Here is an 18,845-nt window from a genome sequence, read left to right on the forward strand (position 1 = left end):
CCAAGTGGCCTGCTATTCACTCAAGTATTCTCCCATGAATGTTTATGAAAGTTTGTTCACGAAAATGGGTGATCGAAAGTTCCTGTTCAAACGTTTTCTCGCTATCTCTCTTTTTAGGACTTTCACTATGTTTGGACTTTTTAAAAGCAATCCAACCAAAAAAATGCGAAAGCAGTATGACGCCCTTCTTGAAAAAGCCATGCACGCGCAAAGAAACGGTGACATAAAGACTTATTCATTGCTTACCGCCCAATCAGAAAAACTGTGGAAAGAAATAGAAACACTGGAGAAGAACACACAAGGAACATAAATGCTAGGCGCTTGCACATTGCGTGTGACCGTATACTAATACGTGACGTTTACACCCAAGGCGTAGCGCGCCCCCGCGTCTTGCACAAGCAAGAGATGATTGCTGAATCGGCCGCGCTTATGAACGGTTTCGTTAGTAATATTGATACCTTCAAAAAATACAGAAACCCTCGGGCTAAATTGGTATGAAAGGCTCATATCCCACTGCTTGTAGGGGCTAACAAAAGTAGGCTCGGTGCTTTGGGTTTGGTTCAGCGATTGCAAGAACCCTTCTCGCTGGTTCCAGGCCACCCGCCATTGCAGCGCATTTTTTTCATAAAACAGCACCATGTTTTTGGCACCCGACAACCCTGTAAGTGCGAACGTTGAACGGATATTGGCGGTGTCTAATTCAGCGTTGCTGTCTACAAAGCTCGCATTGGCCTGAACTCCCCACCCTGATTCGCCAAATAAATGCTGCACTGCTATCTCGACCCCTTCAACCGTTGCAGACTCGCCGTTGCTGGGAGATATTACGGAAAATCGTGCTAACGCATCAGCATCGTCAACCGCATTTGGATCTGTGCCGGTGCTAGGGTCAGTCACGTTATTAAAGGTTTGTGTACTGCTTTCATTAACAATGAAATTATCTACCGTTTTTCTAAAGTAACCTGCCGATATATAGCTATTTTCCTGGTAGTAATGCTCAATGGCCAAATCAATGTTTTTTGCCTCAAAGGGCAATAGCTGTGCGTTTCCGATACGCGCCCGCAGGTCGCCACCTTGTCGCGTGGTGGTGTAAGTTACACCTGGTGCCATCTGTTCTAAGGTTGGGCGGGTGATACTGTGATTATAAGCCGCTCGAAATACCCAACTATCTAACCAGCTGGCTTTAACGCTCACGCTGGGTAAAAGATTGGTGTAGCTTGACGATTTATCAATATTTACCGAGGCGCCAAACTCTTGCCCCAGTTCGGTTTGGTCTAAAATAACTAACGCCGATAACTGCTCATCGACACCGCTTACCTCTACGTCAGTGTACTCAGCACGTAGCCCTGCATGCACATCGATAAACCAAGGCGCGTAGTCCTTCTCAATAGCGGTTTGAATATACCCCGCATACACTGTTTCTTTAACAGCGAAAGAGCTTCCCCGTGTTTCAGCGGCTAGACTGACATCCCCAGCGTTTTCTAAGTAACGAAATAATGTATCACCGTCGTGGCGCAGCCACTGATGAGGTATGTTCTCATGCCCGCTAATTGAGCCTAGAAAATCGTCGCCTGCGTCAAATATGGTTTGGAAGCTATCGGGAATATCTGGTGCATCAAAATAGCCGCAAAAACTGCAGTGTCTTGCGTCTGCTTCGTTGTCTCTTCTTTCGTTGGCTTTTTCGCGCTGAGTTAATGCTCCACCAACGTCAATTTTGCTAAACCAGTTTTCATCCCCAAGCACACTTACATTGATTTTTGCTTGCCCTATATCGTCATCAATACTCCACCCTCTGCGCAACATCACGTGGGAACGGCCGTTGGCTGGATCTAAGTAATGGGACACGCCAACCGGCTCCCCCAAGGCATTTACCTGACGGGGGTTGGCTTGTTCAAAGCCCGATATTGCGGGCAATATATTCGACTGACGATGATCGAATGAAGAGCGATTTAGATAACCGATAAGCGAGAGAGAATTCCCCTCTCCATTGTTGTCATCGACATTGGCCATTGAGTAAGACAGATCAGCATCAACAATTACGCTATCGCTTGCGATGTAGTTCGCTGCAAAACCGAAGCTTCTCAAGGTCGATGAACGGTTAAATGTGCGCGCGTGAAAGTCGGTGGCATGCCCGCTATTTTGTGAAAAAGCCACCGCCGTGCCGTTTTCATCCACCGTAACATCTTCAAGGTTACTCGATGTAAACCAATGTCCCATTGAGGTTGCCGAGGTTTCAACATCAAATGTTGACCCCAGATAATCAGCCGTAAGCTCGAGCTTGTTATTAGGTCGATATTGTAAAACGAGCGCAGACCCCGTACGTGTTCTATCGTCAAAGCGCACTCTTTGATCGTAATTCCTGGGCACATATAGCGTAGAAACGTCATCAGAAAGCTCACTTTCAGGTACGTTAGTATTTACCAACCAACCATCAATTTGCGCTTCTTCTAGTCGCGCTTGACGCTTGTGTTGAGTAAAAGAGGCTAGAATGCCAAACGAGTTGTTCAAATAAGTGTTGCTGAACATAGCAGAGGTAGAAGGCGCATATTGTTGCGAGTTAGTATCGTACTGCATTTTGATGCTGCCAGCCGCCCGCATTCCCTTGAAAGAAAGAGGTTTAGCGGTGTGAACATCGATCGTAGCGCCGATGCCACCTGACTGCATAGTCGCCTGGCTTTGTTTGTGCACGGTAACACTGCTGACAATCTCAGAGGCCAGTGTATCAAAGCTGAATTCGCGCCCGAGCTTATCGGTTGCCATAGGCCTGCCGTTTAATAACACCCGATTAAATTCCGGCCCAAACCCCCTCACTGTAACAAGTTGACCTTCACCTTCTGCGCGGTCGATAGATACGCCAGAGACACGCTGCAGCGCTTCTGCGAGGTTTTGATCGGGAAACTTGCCCATATCCACCGACTGAATAGTATCAATGATGACGTTCGCGTTGCGTTTGATCCCCACCGATTGAGCAACACGCGCTCGTAATCCCCTTACTTCAATGTATTCAATATCGTAACTGCCTTGCTCGTCAGGTACGGTTACCAAGCTATCGTCTTGTGCGGTAATGGCGTTAAAAAGACGACCAAGCAAGTGATTGTTTTCATCACTATCGCTAGCAGGCACTATTTTTATTCGTTTGTTATCGACAATATCAGCACTCAGGCCTGTACCAGCCAAAAGCTTTTCTATTGCTACTTGTGGCGTATAGTTACCACTTACTTCATTTGCAAAAATATGCCTGACTTTGTTGAAGGGGAAGACCACAGTCAGCTCGGCTTGATTGGCAAACGCGATGATTGCCTCGTCTGCACTTTGTGCAGGAATAGCGAAATTTATTGCGGAGAGCGGCGATGTATTCTGTGTAATCACTTCTGCTTGTTGGTGGGGCAGCACTGACTGTGCAATAACAGTGTGACTTGCGCCGAACGACATCATGCACAGTGCAACCGTTAAAGCTTTAGGCTTAAAAGGCAGCATGATTATTGTGTCGAATGGTTCATTTGCCACAGGCATATTCGGTTTTACGCTATTGTTATTATTGATTATTAGAGTGTGTGATGCGTATGCGTCACCCTACACGTTATTGTTGGTGTTGTTTTAAACTAGCGTCGCATTATATACAACCCATTAACAAATTTAATTTTTGAGCGATAATGTTGAAAATACTGGGGGAAAATAGCGTGGCTGTCGTCTTAGTAAGTAACAACGATAAAAAATAACAATATGCCCATAGAAACAGCCATACATAATGCCTATATGTCGGCGCGCGGCTCGATGGCCAAAATGCTATCGCGCCTTGTGCCGCCTAAAGAAGTGGATGACATACTGCAGGATACGTATGTTCGCTTGTGTCAGGCGAAATCTACCGAGCATATTAAAGAGCCCAAGTCGTTTTTGTTTAAAACCGCAAAAAACTTGGCCTACGATCACTTGAAGCGTGCAGAAACACGCATGGTAGACGACAGCATAGAGGTTGCGGCAGCTCTGGAAAGCGCAATTAGCGGTGTTGAAGATGAAACATTTCACAACAACGCCACCCAGCAAGAGTTTAAGTTATTTTGTGACGCAGTGCGCGCCCTTCCCAAGCAATGCAGGCGCGCATTTGTATTGAAGAAAGTGTATGGATACTCTCTTAAAGAGATTGCCCAAGAATTAGAGATAAGCGAAAAAACCGTGGAAAAGCATATTGCTGAAGGAATAAAAAGATGCACTTTGTTTATGCGACGACAAACGACGTCGCATACACGGCCGAATGCTTATCAAAGTGGTGGGCAACACAGTACGGCGGATGTAAAGAGAGACGCCCATGAATAGTTCAACAAACGAAACAAAAAACGCTAAGTCAGGTACCAATAGCAACGTTGTACAGTTTAATAGCGATGAGCGTGTGCTTGATGCCGCTAGCGAATGGCTAGTGAAACTCGACGAAGGGCTTGATGACAATGAAACACAAGCGCTAAAAAAATGGCTTGCAACGCCATTGCATCGAGACACCTTCCTCGAAATGGTAGCCTTGTGGGACAAGATGTCGGTGCTTAGCGAACTGGCTGAGATCGTACCTCATACACCTGAGCCTAGCGTCAAACACAAAGCAAAAAACACCGTGACTTGGAAGCGCCCGCTGGCCATTGCTGCCTCGTTTTTAATGGTCGGGCTGTTAAGTTATCAGGGGCTAAATTTATTCTCGCCGTCTAACCAAACCGAACCTGTTTCACAAATGGCAAGCTACTCGTTACAAGCCTCGACCAAACCGGGCGAGCACAAGAGCATTAGCTTAGAGGACGGCAGTACACTATGGCTTAATACCAACTCTCAAGTGAACATCGTTTTTACTGAAACCTCACGGATTATTCAGCTTGTCAAAGGTGAGCTTCATATCGAAGTGGCGAAAGACAAATCCCGCCCGCTCAATGTACTTGCAGCTGGTAAAGCAATACAGGCGGTTGGTACTGCTTTTAATGTGCAATATCACCGCGGCGACCTTGAACTGGTAGTTACCGAAGGCGTGGTAGAAGTCGCCAGTTATACACTTAACAAAGCGAATGGCGAAAGCATAATTGATCCAATTATTAAACCGCAGGCTCAGCCATTGACGTTAGTTCAAGGTGAAAAATCACTTTTATCTTTGCTTAACAGCACCGTTGAGACCGTGTCAGATGAAGATATCGCGAATGATTTAAGCTGGCGTGAGGGCAAGATTGTATTTCGCGGCGAGCCATTAATTGACGTGATTGAAGAAGTAAGCCGATATACGGATAAAACGGTTGTTTTAGGTGATGCTGCGCTTGCTAACATGCAAGTAGCAGGGCTATTCAACACCAATGATGTAGACGCGCTTATTGCCGCCCTTGCCGACAATTTACAGATATCTACAGACTACTCTAGCGACACTATTGTCCTTCGCCCCCGTTAACAGTGGGTTTGCTCATAAGTTCTTACTTAGCTTTATTGAGCTACAAACTAAGCGTAAAGCGCGTTCTAAAGCTTAACTCGCGCTTTTACCAACTCCCCCTTACAATGACGCCTTATACCAGTCAGCATGCATTGGTATGATAGATAAATGCATCAAACAATAAGGCGTCTTTGATATGCAAATAGGCAGTGCTGTAACGGCAATTAAAAATTTCACTTCCAGGCTACTATTTCTGGCCACCTGCGCGGTGCTATCTAATACAGCTTTCGCCATTGAAGCTGGCCAATATTACTATTTCATTTCTGACAAGTGCGTGGCTAAAGGCCCTCAAACGCCCGAAGAGCGAGGCGCCGTAACCCCAGATGTTATGCTATTTGAAGTGGTACCTGCGGGGATCAGCGACTACTACGTAAACATGAATACGAGCGCACTGATTCACTATACAGAGGAAGGGCAAGCGCACCTTTCTTCAATGGAAGCAGAGCAGGCCTATACTGCTGGTAAAGCACCGTCGAAAGACAGCCTTAGAAAAGATGGCAATGCCATCCAGCACGACTTCATGCTGCAGCGCGAAGCAATAGATTTAAAAACCCTGATAAACACGTTAAATGGTTTTTCCCAGCTGCAGTCTGATAAAGGCTACTTTTTTAAGAAAATCGTAGGCCTTTCTAACCCCGACGCTAAATTTAAAGCCATTACCCGGGTTCGCTTAAGCGATATGGGTTACGACAATCGCATGATGTTAACAAGCTACTCCAGCGACTACTTTATGCTGGATGAACAAGGTAAGGCCTCTGACACAGCTTTTATTACGGTAGATCACGGCGCAGCGCTACGCAATTCACTGCACGACACCAACAGCCCGTACGCCATATTTACCAAAAATTCAGTATGCGGTGAAAAGTGGGAGCCGGGCAATTAACAAGGTAATTAGCTAGGACATACTTTAAACGCTTGTTGAATGGATCGGGCTTGCTTCGGCTTTAGCGGCTTTGGTTTTAAAAGGCTCTGGTTTTAATTACTACGATAGAGCGTTTTAATAAGGTGGTAGCCGAAACGGGTCTTCACCGGCCCGTGTACTTTGAGCACGTCTTTTTTAAATACCACATCGTCGAAGGCTTTTACCATTTGGCCTCTACGAAATTCACCAAGATCGCCGCCACGCTTGCCCGACGGGCATTTGGAATGACGCTTTGCTAACGTCGCAAAATCCTTACCCTTTTTAAGCTGCTCTAAAATAGAAAGCGCTTCTTTCTCTGTTTTAACCAAAATGTGAAGTGCGGATGCCGTTGCCATGGAAAGGACCTAATTTGTCTCGGGGGTTTAAGAATAATATCGTGCACGCTAAGTATACCCTAGTGAACAACCCGCCTGCCATTAGTCAATGTGATGTGTTGGGTTAAAAAAGCGATGTAAAGGCTACTCTGCTGTTTAAAAACTGCGTATCGTTAACCTTTATCAATCATTGACGAGCCTTCCCTTTTGTTACCAGAATTCGACTTGGCCCAAGCGATAGGAATGTTGAGTTTTGCGCTTGGCATTTTGTGCTTTTATCAGCGTGATGATCAGCACCTGCGAATAATGATGGTGGTGATGAATTTAAATCACGCCTTGCATTTTGCGCTACTTGGTGCCGTTACTGCATGCTTAAGTGCCTTGCTTTCAGTGGTCAGAACAGGCATTTCAATTAAAACTCGCTCCCGAAGTGTCGCCTACCTGTTTATATTGATATCGCTAGCAGCCGGGCTGTATTTGGCCGAGGTTTGGTACGATTTATTCCCTATTTTGGGCACGTGTATAGGCACTTATGCCTTGTTTTGTTTGTCGGGAATACGCATGCGTTTAGCGTTTTTGTGCGGCGCTATATGTTGGCTAACCAACAATATTATTGTCGGTTCTATTGGCGGCACCTTGCTTGAAGCTACGCTACTGGCAGTTAATAGCTTCACCATTATTCGCTTGTACAGAGGGCAAAAAGCACTCGGTCAGGCCTGATTGCTAATTTATGCCAGACTATGCTCCCAATCCACACGTCTTGATTGTCCAAAGTGAATGCGTTGCTATACGCACACTGCATTGGAAGCTTTCAAGCCAACCTCGTGGAGTGAGTCGAAACACGTCAATTAGAACGAGAGCGCAAACAGACTCGTTACTGACGTATGATAGTCCAGTGACATAGCGACGGATAACAGCGTTATATTCACAATGGAGAAACCAAAAACACGTTTTGCCCAGCCTTCTACGTTGATGTCGGGTCTGTATCCGCGCAGCGCCATCAACAGCCACCAAAGGCTTGTTGCGAAAGCTACTGTTAAAAAGCCAATCCCCGTATAACCGCTAAGTGGAAGCAGCATTACAACTAAAGCAAATAACGCAATATGAAGGACGATATGGCGTTTTGCTTTCGCAATACCTTGCGATACAGGCAATACTGGAATGCCAGCCGCCTTGTAGTCGTTATATCTAAAGATAGCGATGGCATAAGAATGGGGCATTTGCCAAATGCTGAACATACCCAGCAGAATAGCCGCAGCCATATCAAACTGACCGCTCGCGGCGCAATAACCGACTACGGGCGGAACGGCCCCCGACAAACTGCCAACGAAGGTGCCATATACCGAATTTCGCTTCATATACAGGCTATAAACACCCACATAAATGACGTAGCCAAAAGCGGCAAAAAATACCGAGGTAAGGTTGGTGTAAGCTGCTAACAAGCCGAACCCCGAAATGCCTAGCACAGCACCATGCAACATCGCAGTAAATAATGGCAACTCGCCTGTTACCGTAACCCGGCTAGCCGTGCGCTGCATTTTGCCGTCGATATCTCGGTCAATGCAGTTATTAATGACACAGCCTGAAGCCACCACCAGCGATAAACCGATGAGCGTTGCGAGCAATAGCCAATAATCTATATCGCCACGGGACGCGAGCAAGAAACCGCCCGTTACCGAAATAGCATTGCCCATAATAATGCCGGGCTTGGTAACTGAGAGGTAACGTTTATAAGTAGAGGTCATGGGTAAAATCCAAATTTAGAACGCGCCCATTTAGACACGTATCAAGGTGTACTGAGAAGCCCCAATGTTGCCCCCAAAAAAGGTTGCACCAATAGAAGGGCGAAACATGAGGGCTTAACGTACTTACCGCGATGAATTAATCACATTGAAAAGCCTGACATGATCGTCAGGCTAGACCACGCATATACAGAGATTTGCTAATACATCATCATGGCGTTTGATTCGTAGATGATCCAAACGGATAACCCAACCACCATGAAAATAATAAGCGCACTGAATAAGAATGAAAACGTATTGGCTCTGCCTTCTTCAGTAACAAAGTTAAGGTGCAAAAAGTATTTAAGGTGCACCCAAATTTGAACCAAGCCCAAAGTTACCACGCTCCAAATCGTAGTAACTTTGGATAGGTCGCCATTCATCACTAGGGTGAACGGAATAGCGGTAAGTACCACAGATAGAATGAAGCCAATAATATAAGACTTCACATCGCCATGTGCGTCATCACTATTGTGGGTCGATGAAGCGTGACCGTCCGTATTTGAAGCTAATTTTGCATCGTGTAACGCCATTACATTGCCCCCATTAAATACACTACGGTAAATACACATATCCATACAATATCGAGGAAGTGCCAAAACAGACTTAAGCAACTAAGTCGGGTAACGGTTTGCTCACCTAGATCTCGGCGGGTTACTTCAATAAACATAATCGTCATCCAAATAAGGCCCGCTGTAACGTGCAGTCCGTGCAGTCCCACTAACGAGAAAAACGCCGTTAGAAACGCACTTTGCTGCGGCCCGTTGCCATGCTCAATAAGGTGGTGGAATTCGTACACTTCCATACCAATAAAACACGCACCCAGCGCCCATGTCACTGCCAGCCAAGCAAGGGCGCCTGACTTGTTTTGTCGGTGAGCACATATCATGGCAAAGCCAAAGGCAATGCTGCTTAAAAGCAGAGCGGCTGTTTCAACTGCAACAAAGTTGAGCTCGAAAATATCTTTGCCAGACACACCGCCCGCTGTATTCATAAACAGCACGGCATAGGTGGCAAAGAAAGAAGCAAACAACAAACAGTCGGTCATTAAATACAACCAGAAACCAAACACGGTGTTGTTTTCATGATGTTCTTCGTGTGCGTGTTCATGCGGCATTGATGCGGCGCTTGATGTTGCAATAGTACTCATGAGCGACCTCCCACTGTATTGGCACTTAAGTGCGTAGCTTCAACTCGTTCAACCTCATCTACCTGCACGTAGTAATCAACATCCGAGGTATAGCAACGCTTAATAAATACTCCTATTCCTGCCACTAAACCGACAACAGCAAGCCACCAAATATGCCAGATAAGCGCAAAGCCCATTAGGGTAAAGCTCATGCTCATGAAAACTCCGGCTGAAGTATTTTTTGGCATATGAATAGGTGTGTATTTTTCAGGGCGTTGATACGACTCGCCGCGCTCCTTCATATCCGTCCATGCATCAATGTCTTTGATGTGAGGAATCTTGGCAAAATTGTAAAATTGAGGCGGTGACGCCGTTGACCACTCTAGCGTGTGACCATTCCACGGATCGCCCGTTGTATCGTTAAGCTTCTCTTTGTTTTTGAAGCTTACAAACAGCTGAAGTAGCTGGAAGAAAATACCAATTGCTATTACAAACGCACCAAATGCAGCAATGTATAACCAGATATTCCAGTCAGGATTGTCGGTGTGATTTAAGCGGCGTGTCATACCCAAAAAGCCAAGCACATATAGGGGCATGAACGCCAAAAGGAAACCAATTTGCCAGCACCAAAAGGCTGCTTTTCCGGTTTTTTCGTCAAGCTTAAAGCCCATGGCTTTCGGGAACCAAAAAGCAAAGCCAGCCAGATAGCCAAATACCGCACCACCAATAATGGTGTTGTGAAAGTGCGCAATTAAGAACAAGCTATTATGAAGTACGTAGTCAGCACCTGGAATAGCAAGTAACACCCCTGTCATGCCGCCAATGGTGAAGGTCACCATAAAGCCTAACGTCCACAGTACAGGCACACTCAATATTAACCGACCGCGATACATGGTGAATAGCCAGTTAAACAGTTTCACGCCCGTGGGTACGGCAATAACCATGGTCATAATGCCGAAGAAGGCATTCACATTGGCGCTCGACCCCATGGTAAAGAAGTGGTGCAGCCAAACAATAAAACCAAGAATGGCAATGGCACCCGACGCATACACCATCGACTTGTAGCCAAACAGGCGCTTAGCGGTAAACGTAGATATAACTTCTGAAAAAATACCAAATGCAGGCAGTACTAGAATATAAACCTCAGGGTGTCCCCACGCCCAGAACAGGTTGATATACATCATAGAGTTACCGCCGGCTTCATTCGTGAAGAAGTGGAAGTCCATGTAGCGGTCTAGGGTCAGCATGGCTAGCACAGCAGTCAGAATTGGGAACGACGCGGCAATCAGAATGTTTGCCCACGTACAGGTCCATGCGAAAATAGGCATTTGCATTAACTTCATGCCGGGCGCACGCATTTTAAACACGGTAACTAAGAAGTTTACGGCGGTTAGCAGCGTACCGAGCCCGGATATCTGCAGGGCCCATATGTAATAGTCGACGCCAACCCCGGGACTAAACTCCAACCCGGCTAGCGGCGGATAAGCAACCCACCCTGTTTTTGCGAATTCACCTAACCCCAAAGACACATTTACTAGAATTGCGCCACCTGCGGTCAGCCAAAAACTTAAGTTATTTAAAAATGGAAACGCCACATCGCGAGCACCAATTTGTAGTGGCAAAATGATATTCATCAACCCAATCATAAACGGCATCGCCATGAAGATAATCATGATAACGCCATGGGCTGTGAAGATTTGGTCGTAGTGCTCTGGCGGTAGATACCCGGGCGCACCATTGGTTGCCATTGCAAGCTGAGTACGCATCATAATAGCGTCGGCGAAGCCACGCAGCAGCATGATCATAGCCAACACAATATACATAATACCAAGACGTTTGTGGTCGACAGACGTTATCCAATTAAACCATAGGGTTCCCCACTGTTTGTGCTTGGTGATAAGCATGGCTATGACCACACCCACCACTGCCACAACAGCAAGTGTCACCATAATAATCGGCTCGTGATAGGGCACGGCCTCAATAGATAATTTACCTAATAAAGACATGGTTATTGTGCATCCTCTTGGTGATGGCTGTGTTGCATTTCAGGCATGGCGTGATGTTCGCCCATGGCGGCATTTTCCGGCTTGTTGTAGAAATCCATAGAGCCGTGATCTTTCATGTATTTCATAACAATGTTATGAAATAAACCGTCATCGACTTTGCTGAAATAGGTCACCGGATTGTTTTCGCTTGGCTCAGCAAGCTGCTCGTAGGCACCTGACGTTAACGATGTTTGCGACTGCTTAACGCTGGCAACCCACGCCTCGAAGTCATCCTCGGTAGGTGTGGCAATAGCGTTAAACTTCATTCCAGTGAATCCCGCACCGCTGTAATTTGAAGAAATGCCTTTGTACGTACCTGGCTCGTCGGCAATAAGATGAAGCTTGGTTTCCATTCCCGCCATGGAATAAATCTGGCTTCCTAGCTGAGGAATAAAAAACGAATTCATGGTGCTTTCAGAAGTAATCTTAAACGCAACGGGTTTATTGGCTGGAAACACCAATTCATTGACCGTTGCGATACCTTGTTCAGGGTAAATAAACAGCCACTTCCAGTTAAGCGAGACTACTTCAACAGTAAGATGCTCTCCTTGACCTTCTAGCGGTGCATAAGGGTCGAGTGCGTGAGTAGAGCGCCAGGTGATCACACTCAACGACACGACAATGAGAATTGGAATGGACCACACCACCGCTTCTATTTTGGTCGAATGTGCCCATTTAGGGGTATAAATTTCGAAATCGCGGCTAGCGCGATACTTCCACGCAAAGTAAAGCGTAAGAAAAATAACGGGAACAACAACAATCAGCATGAGGATAGTGCAAAGAATAATCAGATTCTTTTCATCCATACCCACTTGCCCTTTAGGGTCAAGCACGCCACCGCTGCAACCGGCCAACGTCAGCCCTGCACCAGCAACAATTAAAGTAAAAAGGTTACGAATAGACAAAACAAGTTCCTATAACCCACAAGTTAAACGGCGATGACTGGGCCGCTTAATAGAGAATGGCAGCGTTACAGCATCGAAAAACACACCGGTAAAGCTTTGTCACACATACTGCGCAACGCTTTCGGCGTTAAATAATTAAATCGGAGACGTTTAACTAAAAAGTGGGGGCGCTCTACTGCCAACCGTCTGAACAAAAGGCTGGGGGAATGTAGGGCAAAGGTAAGGAATAGGTCGGCGCTGTTTTGTTATTTGCGCCTTTGCTATAGCCGTGGCTTTTACCAAGAGACCAACTAATACTAATGCAATAGTGGGAACAATAAATTGCGAAAGCGTGTGATTGGCCAGTGCAATGAAAAAAGGCTCTACAACCAAACTTTCATTAAACGCACTGACAAATTCTGCCGAGTCAGCCAAGGTACCACTGATAACTAGCGCAATGTTCAGCAGTAACACCAGATTAGCCAACCACAGCATAGCGCCTACACCACTGGTGTAGTTTATTGCGGGTCTAATCGAAGAATTCAGTTCGTCTAAAAAAACGAAAGAACGTGGTGCCATATAGAATGTAATGCCTTACAAGAACAATGCTCTAAGTTTAACGCTGCTTCAAATGAGAATGAGAAAGCAGGCGTGGCAGAGTAATCTCAAATAAGGACAAGTACAAGCCACCTATCGACGGGCTAAAAAGACCTAGTAATTAAAGCACCAGACACAAATGACTATTTTATTAACATTCAAAAGGTAAGACTCTACTTCCACAGATTTATCGTCGCCCTTAGCATAGATGTCACGCATTCATTCACTTTTTCGCTCGCTGAGTCTTCAACTTGCTCCTCGGCAGGACCTACACATGTTAATTTTTTGTTTTAAATATACAAAATTAAACCGCTTACCGGACGCGGTTGATAAAGCGTTAACCTTCTTATAGATGCGATGAGTTGCACGACAGTATTCTCTCTTTTCTCAATGTAATTGATTTAAAAATAATCAATGATTTAAAATGCCACCGGTAGCATTTTGTTTAATTCGTGTTAATATCGAGCAGTATTATCTTGATTTCGGGACCGCAAAAAGATGGAAAGGTATGTTATTCCCAGTGTTATGCAGGCGCTGCAGCTATGTCAAGCCATCGCCGAGTCTCGCTCGGGGTTAAGTGCCTCTGAAATTGAGTCAGCGCTTAAACTTCCCCGCACATCAGTATTTAGGTTACTGAGAACATTAACCAGCGAACGGGTAGTCGAAAAGCGTGGTACAAAATACTTCTATGGCACACGCATTTACGAAATTAGCGCCGCTAACTCGCGCAGCAGATACGTTCAGAGAATCACTGCACCTGCGCTTTCGAAACTTATAGCTACAACCAACGCTAGCGCAATTATCTGTACATTAGGCGACTACTGCGCGTTTGTTATTGACGTTTTAGATGCCAGAGAAAAGCAAATAACAACAATAAGGCCAGGGACAAAACTGCCCTTATTTGAATCTGCTGCGGGTCATGTCATGTTGGCCTACCATCCCAAGTATCAAAACATGAACGACAGCACACACCCCGCAAACTTTGATGAACAACAAGCCGCGAAATTACGAGCAACAACTTGTACCAGAGGCTATGCCGTCAGCCACTTCGCACCGCGCAACGTAACGCTTGTTGCCGTGCCAGTCTTCATGCGAGATGGAGAGCTTGTATCAATTTTAGCAATAGAGTTAGAAGGTATGATCCACGACGTTAAGGTACTCCAAGCATGGAGCGCTAAACTCAAAGACATCGCCCGCCAACCAACCACCGGTGCCCACCCTTACGAGCAGGACATGCAGTAATGAAACATATTCCAATTCAACTGATTGTCGCTTTCGTCGCGTTTCTCGCTTTGTCTAACTGTCACGCACAATCATTGGCGTTTGAAGGCGCGCTGGGGTTCGGAAAATACACACAAGGTGGAAACCAAGGAAAAGTGTTAGTTGTTAGCTCTTTGTCTGATAATGCCAAAAGCCCACAAGAGGGAACATTGCGATGGGCTATTGCGCAAGACTATCCCAGACTGATTGTCTTTAATGTGTCTGGCGTGATCGTGCTAGAAAAGGAGTTAGAAATAAAACATGGCAACGTCACTATTGCAGGACAGACATCTCCCCACGGAATTGTAATTTCTGGCGCATCAACAAGCGTTGAAGCTAATCAGGTCATTATTCGACACATGCGCTTTAGGCCGGGGAAAGACAGTGAAGAAGGCGATGCAGTAACCGTTAGAAATACCACTGATGTCATTATCGATCATTGTTCGCTAAGTTGGTCAAAAGACGAGGTAGGCTCTTTCTACAATAACCAACGCTTTACACTGCAATACAGCATACTATCAGAGAGTTTAAACAACGCGGGTCATCACAAAGGTAACCATGGCTATGGCGGCATTTGGGGTGGCAGTAATGCTAGCTTTTTGCGCAATATATTGGCCAATCATACCAGTAGAAACCCACGCATTAACGGATGGCGACTGAACCCGCCTTACCCACAGCAGCAAGAATTCGTTGATATCAAAAATAACGTTATTGCCAACTGGCAAAAAAACTCAGCTTATGGCGGCGAAAACGGCACCGCAAATCTGGTTGGGAATATTTATGCCCCAGGCCCCGCTACGAAAAAGCTATGGTTTTTCCAATTATGGGACGATAAGGAATCTCTCACTCGACTGTATGTTGCTGAAAACGTGATGAAGGGCTATAGCGACATGTCTGAGGACAACAGTAAAGGCATAGATATTAAGAGCGCCAAAACCGGTTCAAAGAAAGAAAAAGACGTAATCACTCGTTCTCTTTCAACGTCGCCTTTTCATCAGAATGAAATAGATAAATTAGGCGATGCGCAACTTACTGCGCAGCAAACATGGACAAGCTTGATTGAAAACCAAGACGTAGGTGCTAATCTCACCCGCACAGGTAAAGATCTAGACCCTGTAGACTCGCGCATACTTAAGCAAATACAAAGCAATCAGTACACAAGCCAAAATGGGATAATTGATAGTGAATTAGATGTGGTTGACTGGTCAATTTACAGCAGCTACTTTACTGCCAACCCCGCGCCCTCTCTTACTTTTCATGAAGAAAACTCGTGGCGGGTACTCGCAGGAATCCCAACACTGTGATCACTAAATATTCATATATTAATAATTTGTGAAATAAACGTTAAATATTAGTGCATTCCTATCTGGCAAGATTAATACTGCCACCGGTGGCATAGCAAAATACAAATACTACAGCTATGTCGATTTTGGAATTTAGGAGTTCAAAACATGAAAGTGTTTCAATGGACAGCCCTCGCTCTAGCCGTGTCCACGGCGTTTTCCAGCATGGCGCAAACTGCACCCGCTCAGGAAAATACCGAGCAAACTGAAACAAATGAGACCCCTAGCGAAATTGAAGTAGTTGAAGTAAAGGGTGTTAAACAGGCAGACCTTAAAGCGCGTGACTTAGAACGCATGAAAAGCGGCTTTAGCTCTGTCATTTCTACCGATGATTTAGGCAATTTTGTTGATCAGAACGTGGCGGAGTCCCTTCGACGACTGCCGGGTGTTACTCTACAGCGCTCTGAAGGCGAAGGTAAGTTTGTCACCGTACGGGGCTTAGGACCCGGCTTCGTGTCGATAAATATGAACGGCGCACAAATGTCTGGTGCAGGCGAAGAACGGAAAGTAGGCTTGGACGCCCTTCCAGCAGATTTGCTAGGCACTATTGAGGTTTTAAAAACACTCACCCCAGACCAAAACCTAAATTCCATTGGCGGTACAGTCAACGTTAAAGCAATTTCAGCTTTCGATCGCGGCAAAAACACATTAAAAATGCGTGTTCAAGACGCATATTCAGAAGCGCGCGAAAAGCACTCTCCGAAATTTAGCTTAGACGGCACCCAGTTTTTCCTCGACAACACCTTTGGTATTGGCTTTGCTATCTCTCACGAAGACCGCAAAACCCAGATAGACGAAACGCGCCACCACAGCACCAACGAAATGAAGTTTTACACCGCCGACTTGGGTAAAACAGAAGAAGAAATTGCCCAGGGTGACGAAATTCTTGCGCCTTCTCAGTTAGAAGTTCGTCGCGAAATTGCAGGAAGAACTCGTCAAGCAGCAGCACTAAACCTCGAATACAAGCCCTCTGCAGACGCCTACTATTATGCCAAAGGCACGTTCACTCAGTTTGAAGATGATGATCGCGCACAGCGAGAATTTTACGATTTTCAAGATGCAGGCTCTGTTGGAAACGATGAAATTGTATACGTAAACGGCGCTACGAAAGAGTTTATTCTTAGCGATATAGACGTATTCCACCAGCATTTCCTACAAGAAAGTAAGAACAAAACCATAACGTTCAGCTTAGGGGGCGAAAACCGTATTGCTGAACGCTTCGTGTTTGACTACGAATACGCTCAATCTCGCTCTGAAGAAGACTCCACTGGTGACCGCCGCGTTCAATTCCGTGAACGAGACCTGATTGTTTATGGTCAAGGCGGTCGCGACAACATTAACGCCCGCATTTTAAGCCCACAGGAAGCTGCTGAAATCGCAGGTCTAACCTACGACCCGGAAAACAGTATTTTTGGAACGTCGGGTAGTGGCGATGGTTCTGACCTTTCAAATTATCAATTCGATAACCTGTTTTTAGAAGGCGGAACGCGAATTGATGAAATTAAGACAGTGAACCTTAACTTGCGAACCGACATTTTTAATGACTGGTTAAACACCATTAAATTTGGTGTGCAGGTGAGCGAGCGCGATCACGTGCGTGACAAGGATCGGTGGAGTTTCGACCCTTCTGCCGGCGACTGTAGCGACGATGCATGTATTGTCGCAGTGAATTCTACCCTTGCCGACTATGACACCCAAATACCTTCAAATAGCGCATTCCAGCTGCCGTTTGAAAGCCGCGCAGTTGTCGACCAAATTGTTGATGCCACTCGTCAAACGGTTGAGCCTGCCACAAATGGCGAAGTGTCAATCGAAAGCACTAAGGGCGACTACAGCATTACCGAAGATACGCAGGCTGTATACGCAATGGCAGAGTTGCCATTAGGCGCAGATGCCACACTAACAACCGGCGTTCGCTGGACACAAACCGAGTTCTCTTCTACCGGCTTTTTGTCTTTAGAAAACGATGACTTTGAGTTTAATGGCGCAGGCGCTGGTGCATTGGATATTGCTATCCCTCTTCCAGAAGCGTCTATTAAATACAGTGAGTTTTTCCCTAGTGCACACATTAAATGGGAACCGAGTGAAAACTTCTTAGTGCGTGCCGCAGCATGGACGAGTTTTACTCGCCCGTCGTTTAAACAAGCCCGTGCATTTGCTGTGTTTGACAGCGATATTGAGCTTTGTCCTCCGGGTTCTGACGATTGTGATGACAGTCAAGGTGGCGCATCGCTTCAACAGTTAAGCCAGTATGTGTTGGGTTCTGATAATGCACTAGATGTGGGTAACCCTAACCTCGTTGCAATGACATCTATTAACTACGATGCGTCAATTGGCTGGTATCCAAGCGAAAACCTCTTTATGGAAGCGGCAGTTTTCTATAAAGACATCGACAACTTTATCGTAGATGTAAACGGAATTGGCATGGCGCTTAATGACCTGCCGCTAACGCTTCCGGTAAACCAGGTGACTGAGTTTGTTATTCCGCAAGATTTATATCTTAACGAGATAAACATTACCGTTAACGGCAACAAAGCCTCGGTTATCGGATTAGAGCTTAGCTACAACCAGTACTTTGAAAATGGTCTATTCATTCAAAGTAATGCCACCATCCTCGATAGTGAAGCCACGCTGGATAGCAGTATTCGTCAAGGCAAAGTGGCACTGCCCGACCAAGCTGATACCACCTTTAATCTTGTATTTGGTTGGGAGAGCGAAACGTTCTCAGCTCGCTTAATTGGTAACGTGCGTTCTGAAGTTCTTGAACAAATTGGCTCTTGCCCAATTACTGCCGATCTTAACGACCCGAAAGGCTGCAAGATTTGGGGCGACCAATATCAAGATTCGGTTAAAAGCTTAGACTTTAAACTTCAGTACGACATTACCGAGTACGCACAATTGTACTTTGACGCCATCAACCTTACCGAGGAGTCTGACCTTCGCTACTTCCAAGGTAACGCGTTAAGCGGCGGCAACATTCTGTACCAAAAAGAAGAATACGGCCGCAGCTACCAGCTGGGTGTAAACATTAAGTTCTACTAATTGTCTGCGCCGGGGAAACCCGGCCTTTTCCACATAATAAAGCTGGAGCGGACATGTAGTGCGGTAGTACGCCCAGTAA

General features: G+C 45.8%; 16 protein-coding genes. 8 read left to right on the forward strand and 8 right to left on the reverse strand.

The annotated features are described in order from the left end of the window. Positions 1–127 precede the first annotated feature (127 nt). Positions 128–310, forward strand: a complete 183-nt coding sequence (locus MASE_RS18635; protein ID WP_039229326.1) for a DUF6435 family protein — start codon at positions 128–130, stop codon at positions 308–310. Positions 311–345: 35 nt separating this feature from the next. On the opposite strand, the gene MASE_RS18640 is transcribed toward MASE_RS18635, so the two are convergent. Then, positions 346–3,510 (reverse strand): TonB-dependent receptor, encoded by a 3,165-nt coding sequence (locus MASE_RS18640; RefSeq protein ID WP_232362785.1) that lies wholly within the window; start codon positions 3,508–3,510, stop codon positions 346–348. Between the two features lie 210 nt (positions 3,511–3,720). Here MASE_RS18640 and MASE_RS18645 point away from each other — a divergent pair, with 210 nt between their 5' ends. From MASE_RS18645 to MASE_RS18655, 3 genes are all read left to right on the forward strand, one after another. Beyond that, positions 3,721–4,311 carry a sigma-70 family RNA polymerase sigma factor gene (locus tag MASE_RS18645; protein ID WP_014951257.1) on the forward strand — a complete coding sequence of 197 codons (591 nt, stop codon included), beginning with the start codon at positions 3,721–3,723 and terminating at the stop codon, positions 4,309–4,311. After that, positions 4,304–5,410 (forward strand): FecR family protein, encoded by a 1,107-nt coding sequence (locus MASE_RS18650; RefSeq protein WP_014951258.1) that lies wholly within the window; start codon positions 4,304–4,306, stop codon positions 5,408–5,410. The genes MASE_RS18645 and MASE_RS18650 overlap by 8 nt, the downstream gene beginning before the upstream one ends. A 175-nt stretch (positions 5,411–5,585) precedes the next feature. Next, a complete protein-coding gene (locus tag MASE_RS18655) occupies positions 5,586–6,332 on the forward strand; it encodes a hypothetical protein (RefSeq protein WP_014951259.1) in 747 nt (248 codons plus the stop codon). A gap of 92 nt (positions 6,333–6,424) precedes the next feature. Here MASE_RS18655 and ppiC read toward each other — a convergent pair whose 3' ends face one another. Continuing rightward, the gene (ppiC, locus tag MASE_RS18660; protein WP_012520075.1) at positions 6,425–6,706 is read right to left on the reverse strand and encodes a peptidylprolyl isomerase PpiC; all 282 of its coding nucleotides are present in this window, start codon (positions 6,704–6,706) and stop codon (positions 6,425–6,427) included. A 186-nt stretch (positions 6,707–6,892) separates the two neighbouring features. On the opposite strand from ppiC, the gene MASE_RS18665 reads away from it, so the two are divergent. Next, complete coding sequence (locus MASE_RS18665) at positions 6,893–7,405, forward strand: YgjV family protein (RefSeq protein ID WP_071960224.1); 513 nt, start codon at positions 6,893–6,895, stop codon at positions 7,403–7,405. Between the two features lie 128 nt (positions 7,406–7,533). Here the strand turns inward: MASE_RS18665 and cyoE are convergent, their stop codons facing one another. The 6 genes from cyoE to MASE_RS18695 all read right to left on the reverse strand — a co-directional run bounded on the left by cyoE (position 7,534) and on the right by MASE_RS18695 (position 13,103). After that, a complete protein-coding gene (cyoE, locus tag MASE_RS18670) occupies positions 7,534–8,430 on the reverse strand; it encodes a heme o synthase (RefSeq protein WP_014951261.1) in 897 nt (298 codons plus the stop codon). A gap of 197 nt (positions 8,431–8,627) precedes the next feature. Beyond that, positions 8,628–8,999 carry a cytochrome o ubiquinol oxidase subunit IV gene (cyoD, locus tag MASE_RS18675; RefSeq protein WP_012520077.1) on the reverse strand — a complete coding sequence of 124 codons (372 nt, stop codon included), beginning with the start codon at positions 8,997–8,999 and terminating at the stop codon, positions 8,628–8,630. Further along, positions 8,999–9,616 carry a cytochrome o ubiquinol oxidase subunit III gene (gene cyoC, locus MASE_RS18680; RefSeq protein ID WP_014951262.1) on the reverse strand — a complete coding sequence of 206 codons (618 nt, stop codon included), beginning with the start codon at positions 9,614–9,616 and terminating at the stop codon, positions 8,999–9,001. The genes cyoD and cyoC overlap by 1 nt, the downstream gene beginning before the upstream one ends. Further along, entirely contained in the window at positions 9,613–11,601 is a 1,989-nt protein-coding gene (cyoB, locus tag MASE_RS18685; RefSeq protein WP_014951263.1) for a cytochrome o ubiquinol oxidase subunit I, read from the reverse strand. The genes cyoC and cyoB overlap by 4 nt, the downstream gene beginning before the upstream one ends. Before the next feature lie 2 nt (positions 11,602–11,603). Continuing rightward, positions 11,604–12,545: a ubiquinol oxidase subunit II gene (gene cyoA, locus MASE_RS18690; protein WP_014951264.1), complete on the reverse strand. Its 942-nt coding sequence runs from the start codon at positions 12,543–12,545 to the stop codon at positions 11,604–11,606. Between the two features lie 150 nt (positions 12,546–12,695). Next, on the reverse strand, positions 12,696–13,103 hold the full coding sequence (locus tag MASE_RS18695) for a hypothetical protein (RefSeq protein WP_014951265.1): 408 nt from the start codon (positions 13,101–13,103) through the stop codon (positions 12,696–12,698). Positions 13,104–13,619: 516 nt separating this feature from the next. On the opposite strand from MASE_RS18695, the gene MASE_RS18700 reads away from it, so the two are divergent. From MASE_RS18700 to MASE_RS18710, 3 genes are all read left to right on the forward strand, one after another. Next, positions 13,620–14,363, forward strand: a complete 744-nt coding sequence (locus MASE_RS18700) for an IclR family transcriptional regulator (RefSeq protein WP_232362786.1) — start codon at positions 13,620–13,622, stop codon at positions 14,361–14,363. Then, a complete protein-coding gene (locus MASE_RS18705) occupies positions 14,363–15,685 on the forward strand; it encodes a pectate lyase family protein (protein WP_014951267.1) in 1,323 nt (440 codons plus the stop codon). The genes MASE_RS18700 and MASE_RS18705 overlap by 1 nt, the downstream gene beginning before the upstream one ends. A 147-nt stretch (positions 15,686–15,832) precedes the next feature. Beyond that, on the forward strand, positions 15,833–18,766 hold the full coding sequence (locus MASE_RS18710) for a TonB-dependent receptor (protein ID WP_014951268.1): 2,934 nt from the start codon (positions 15,833–15,835) through the stop codon (positions 18,764–18,766). Positions 18,767–18,845 lie beyond the last annotated feature (79 nt).

Origin of the sequence: Alteromonas macleodii ATCC 27126, from assembly GCF_000172635.2 — a bacterium.
Taxonomy (GTDB): Bacteria; Pseudomonadota; Gammaproteobacteria; order Enterobacterales; family Alteromonadaceae; genus Alteromonas; species Alteromonas macleodii.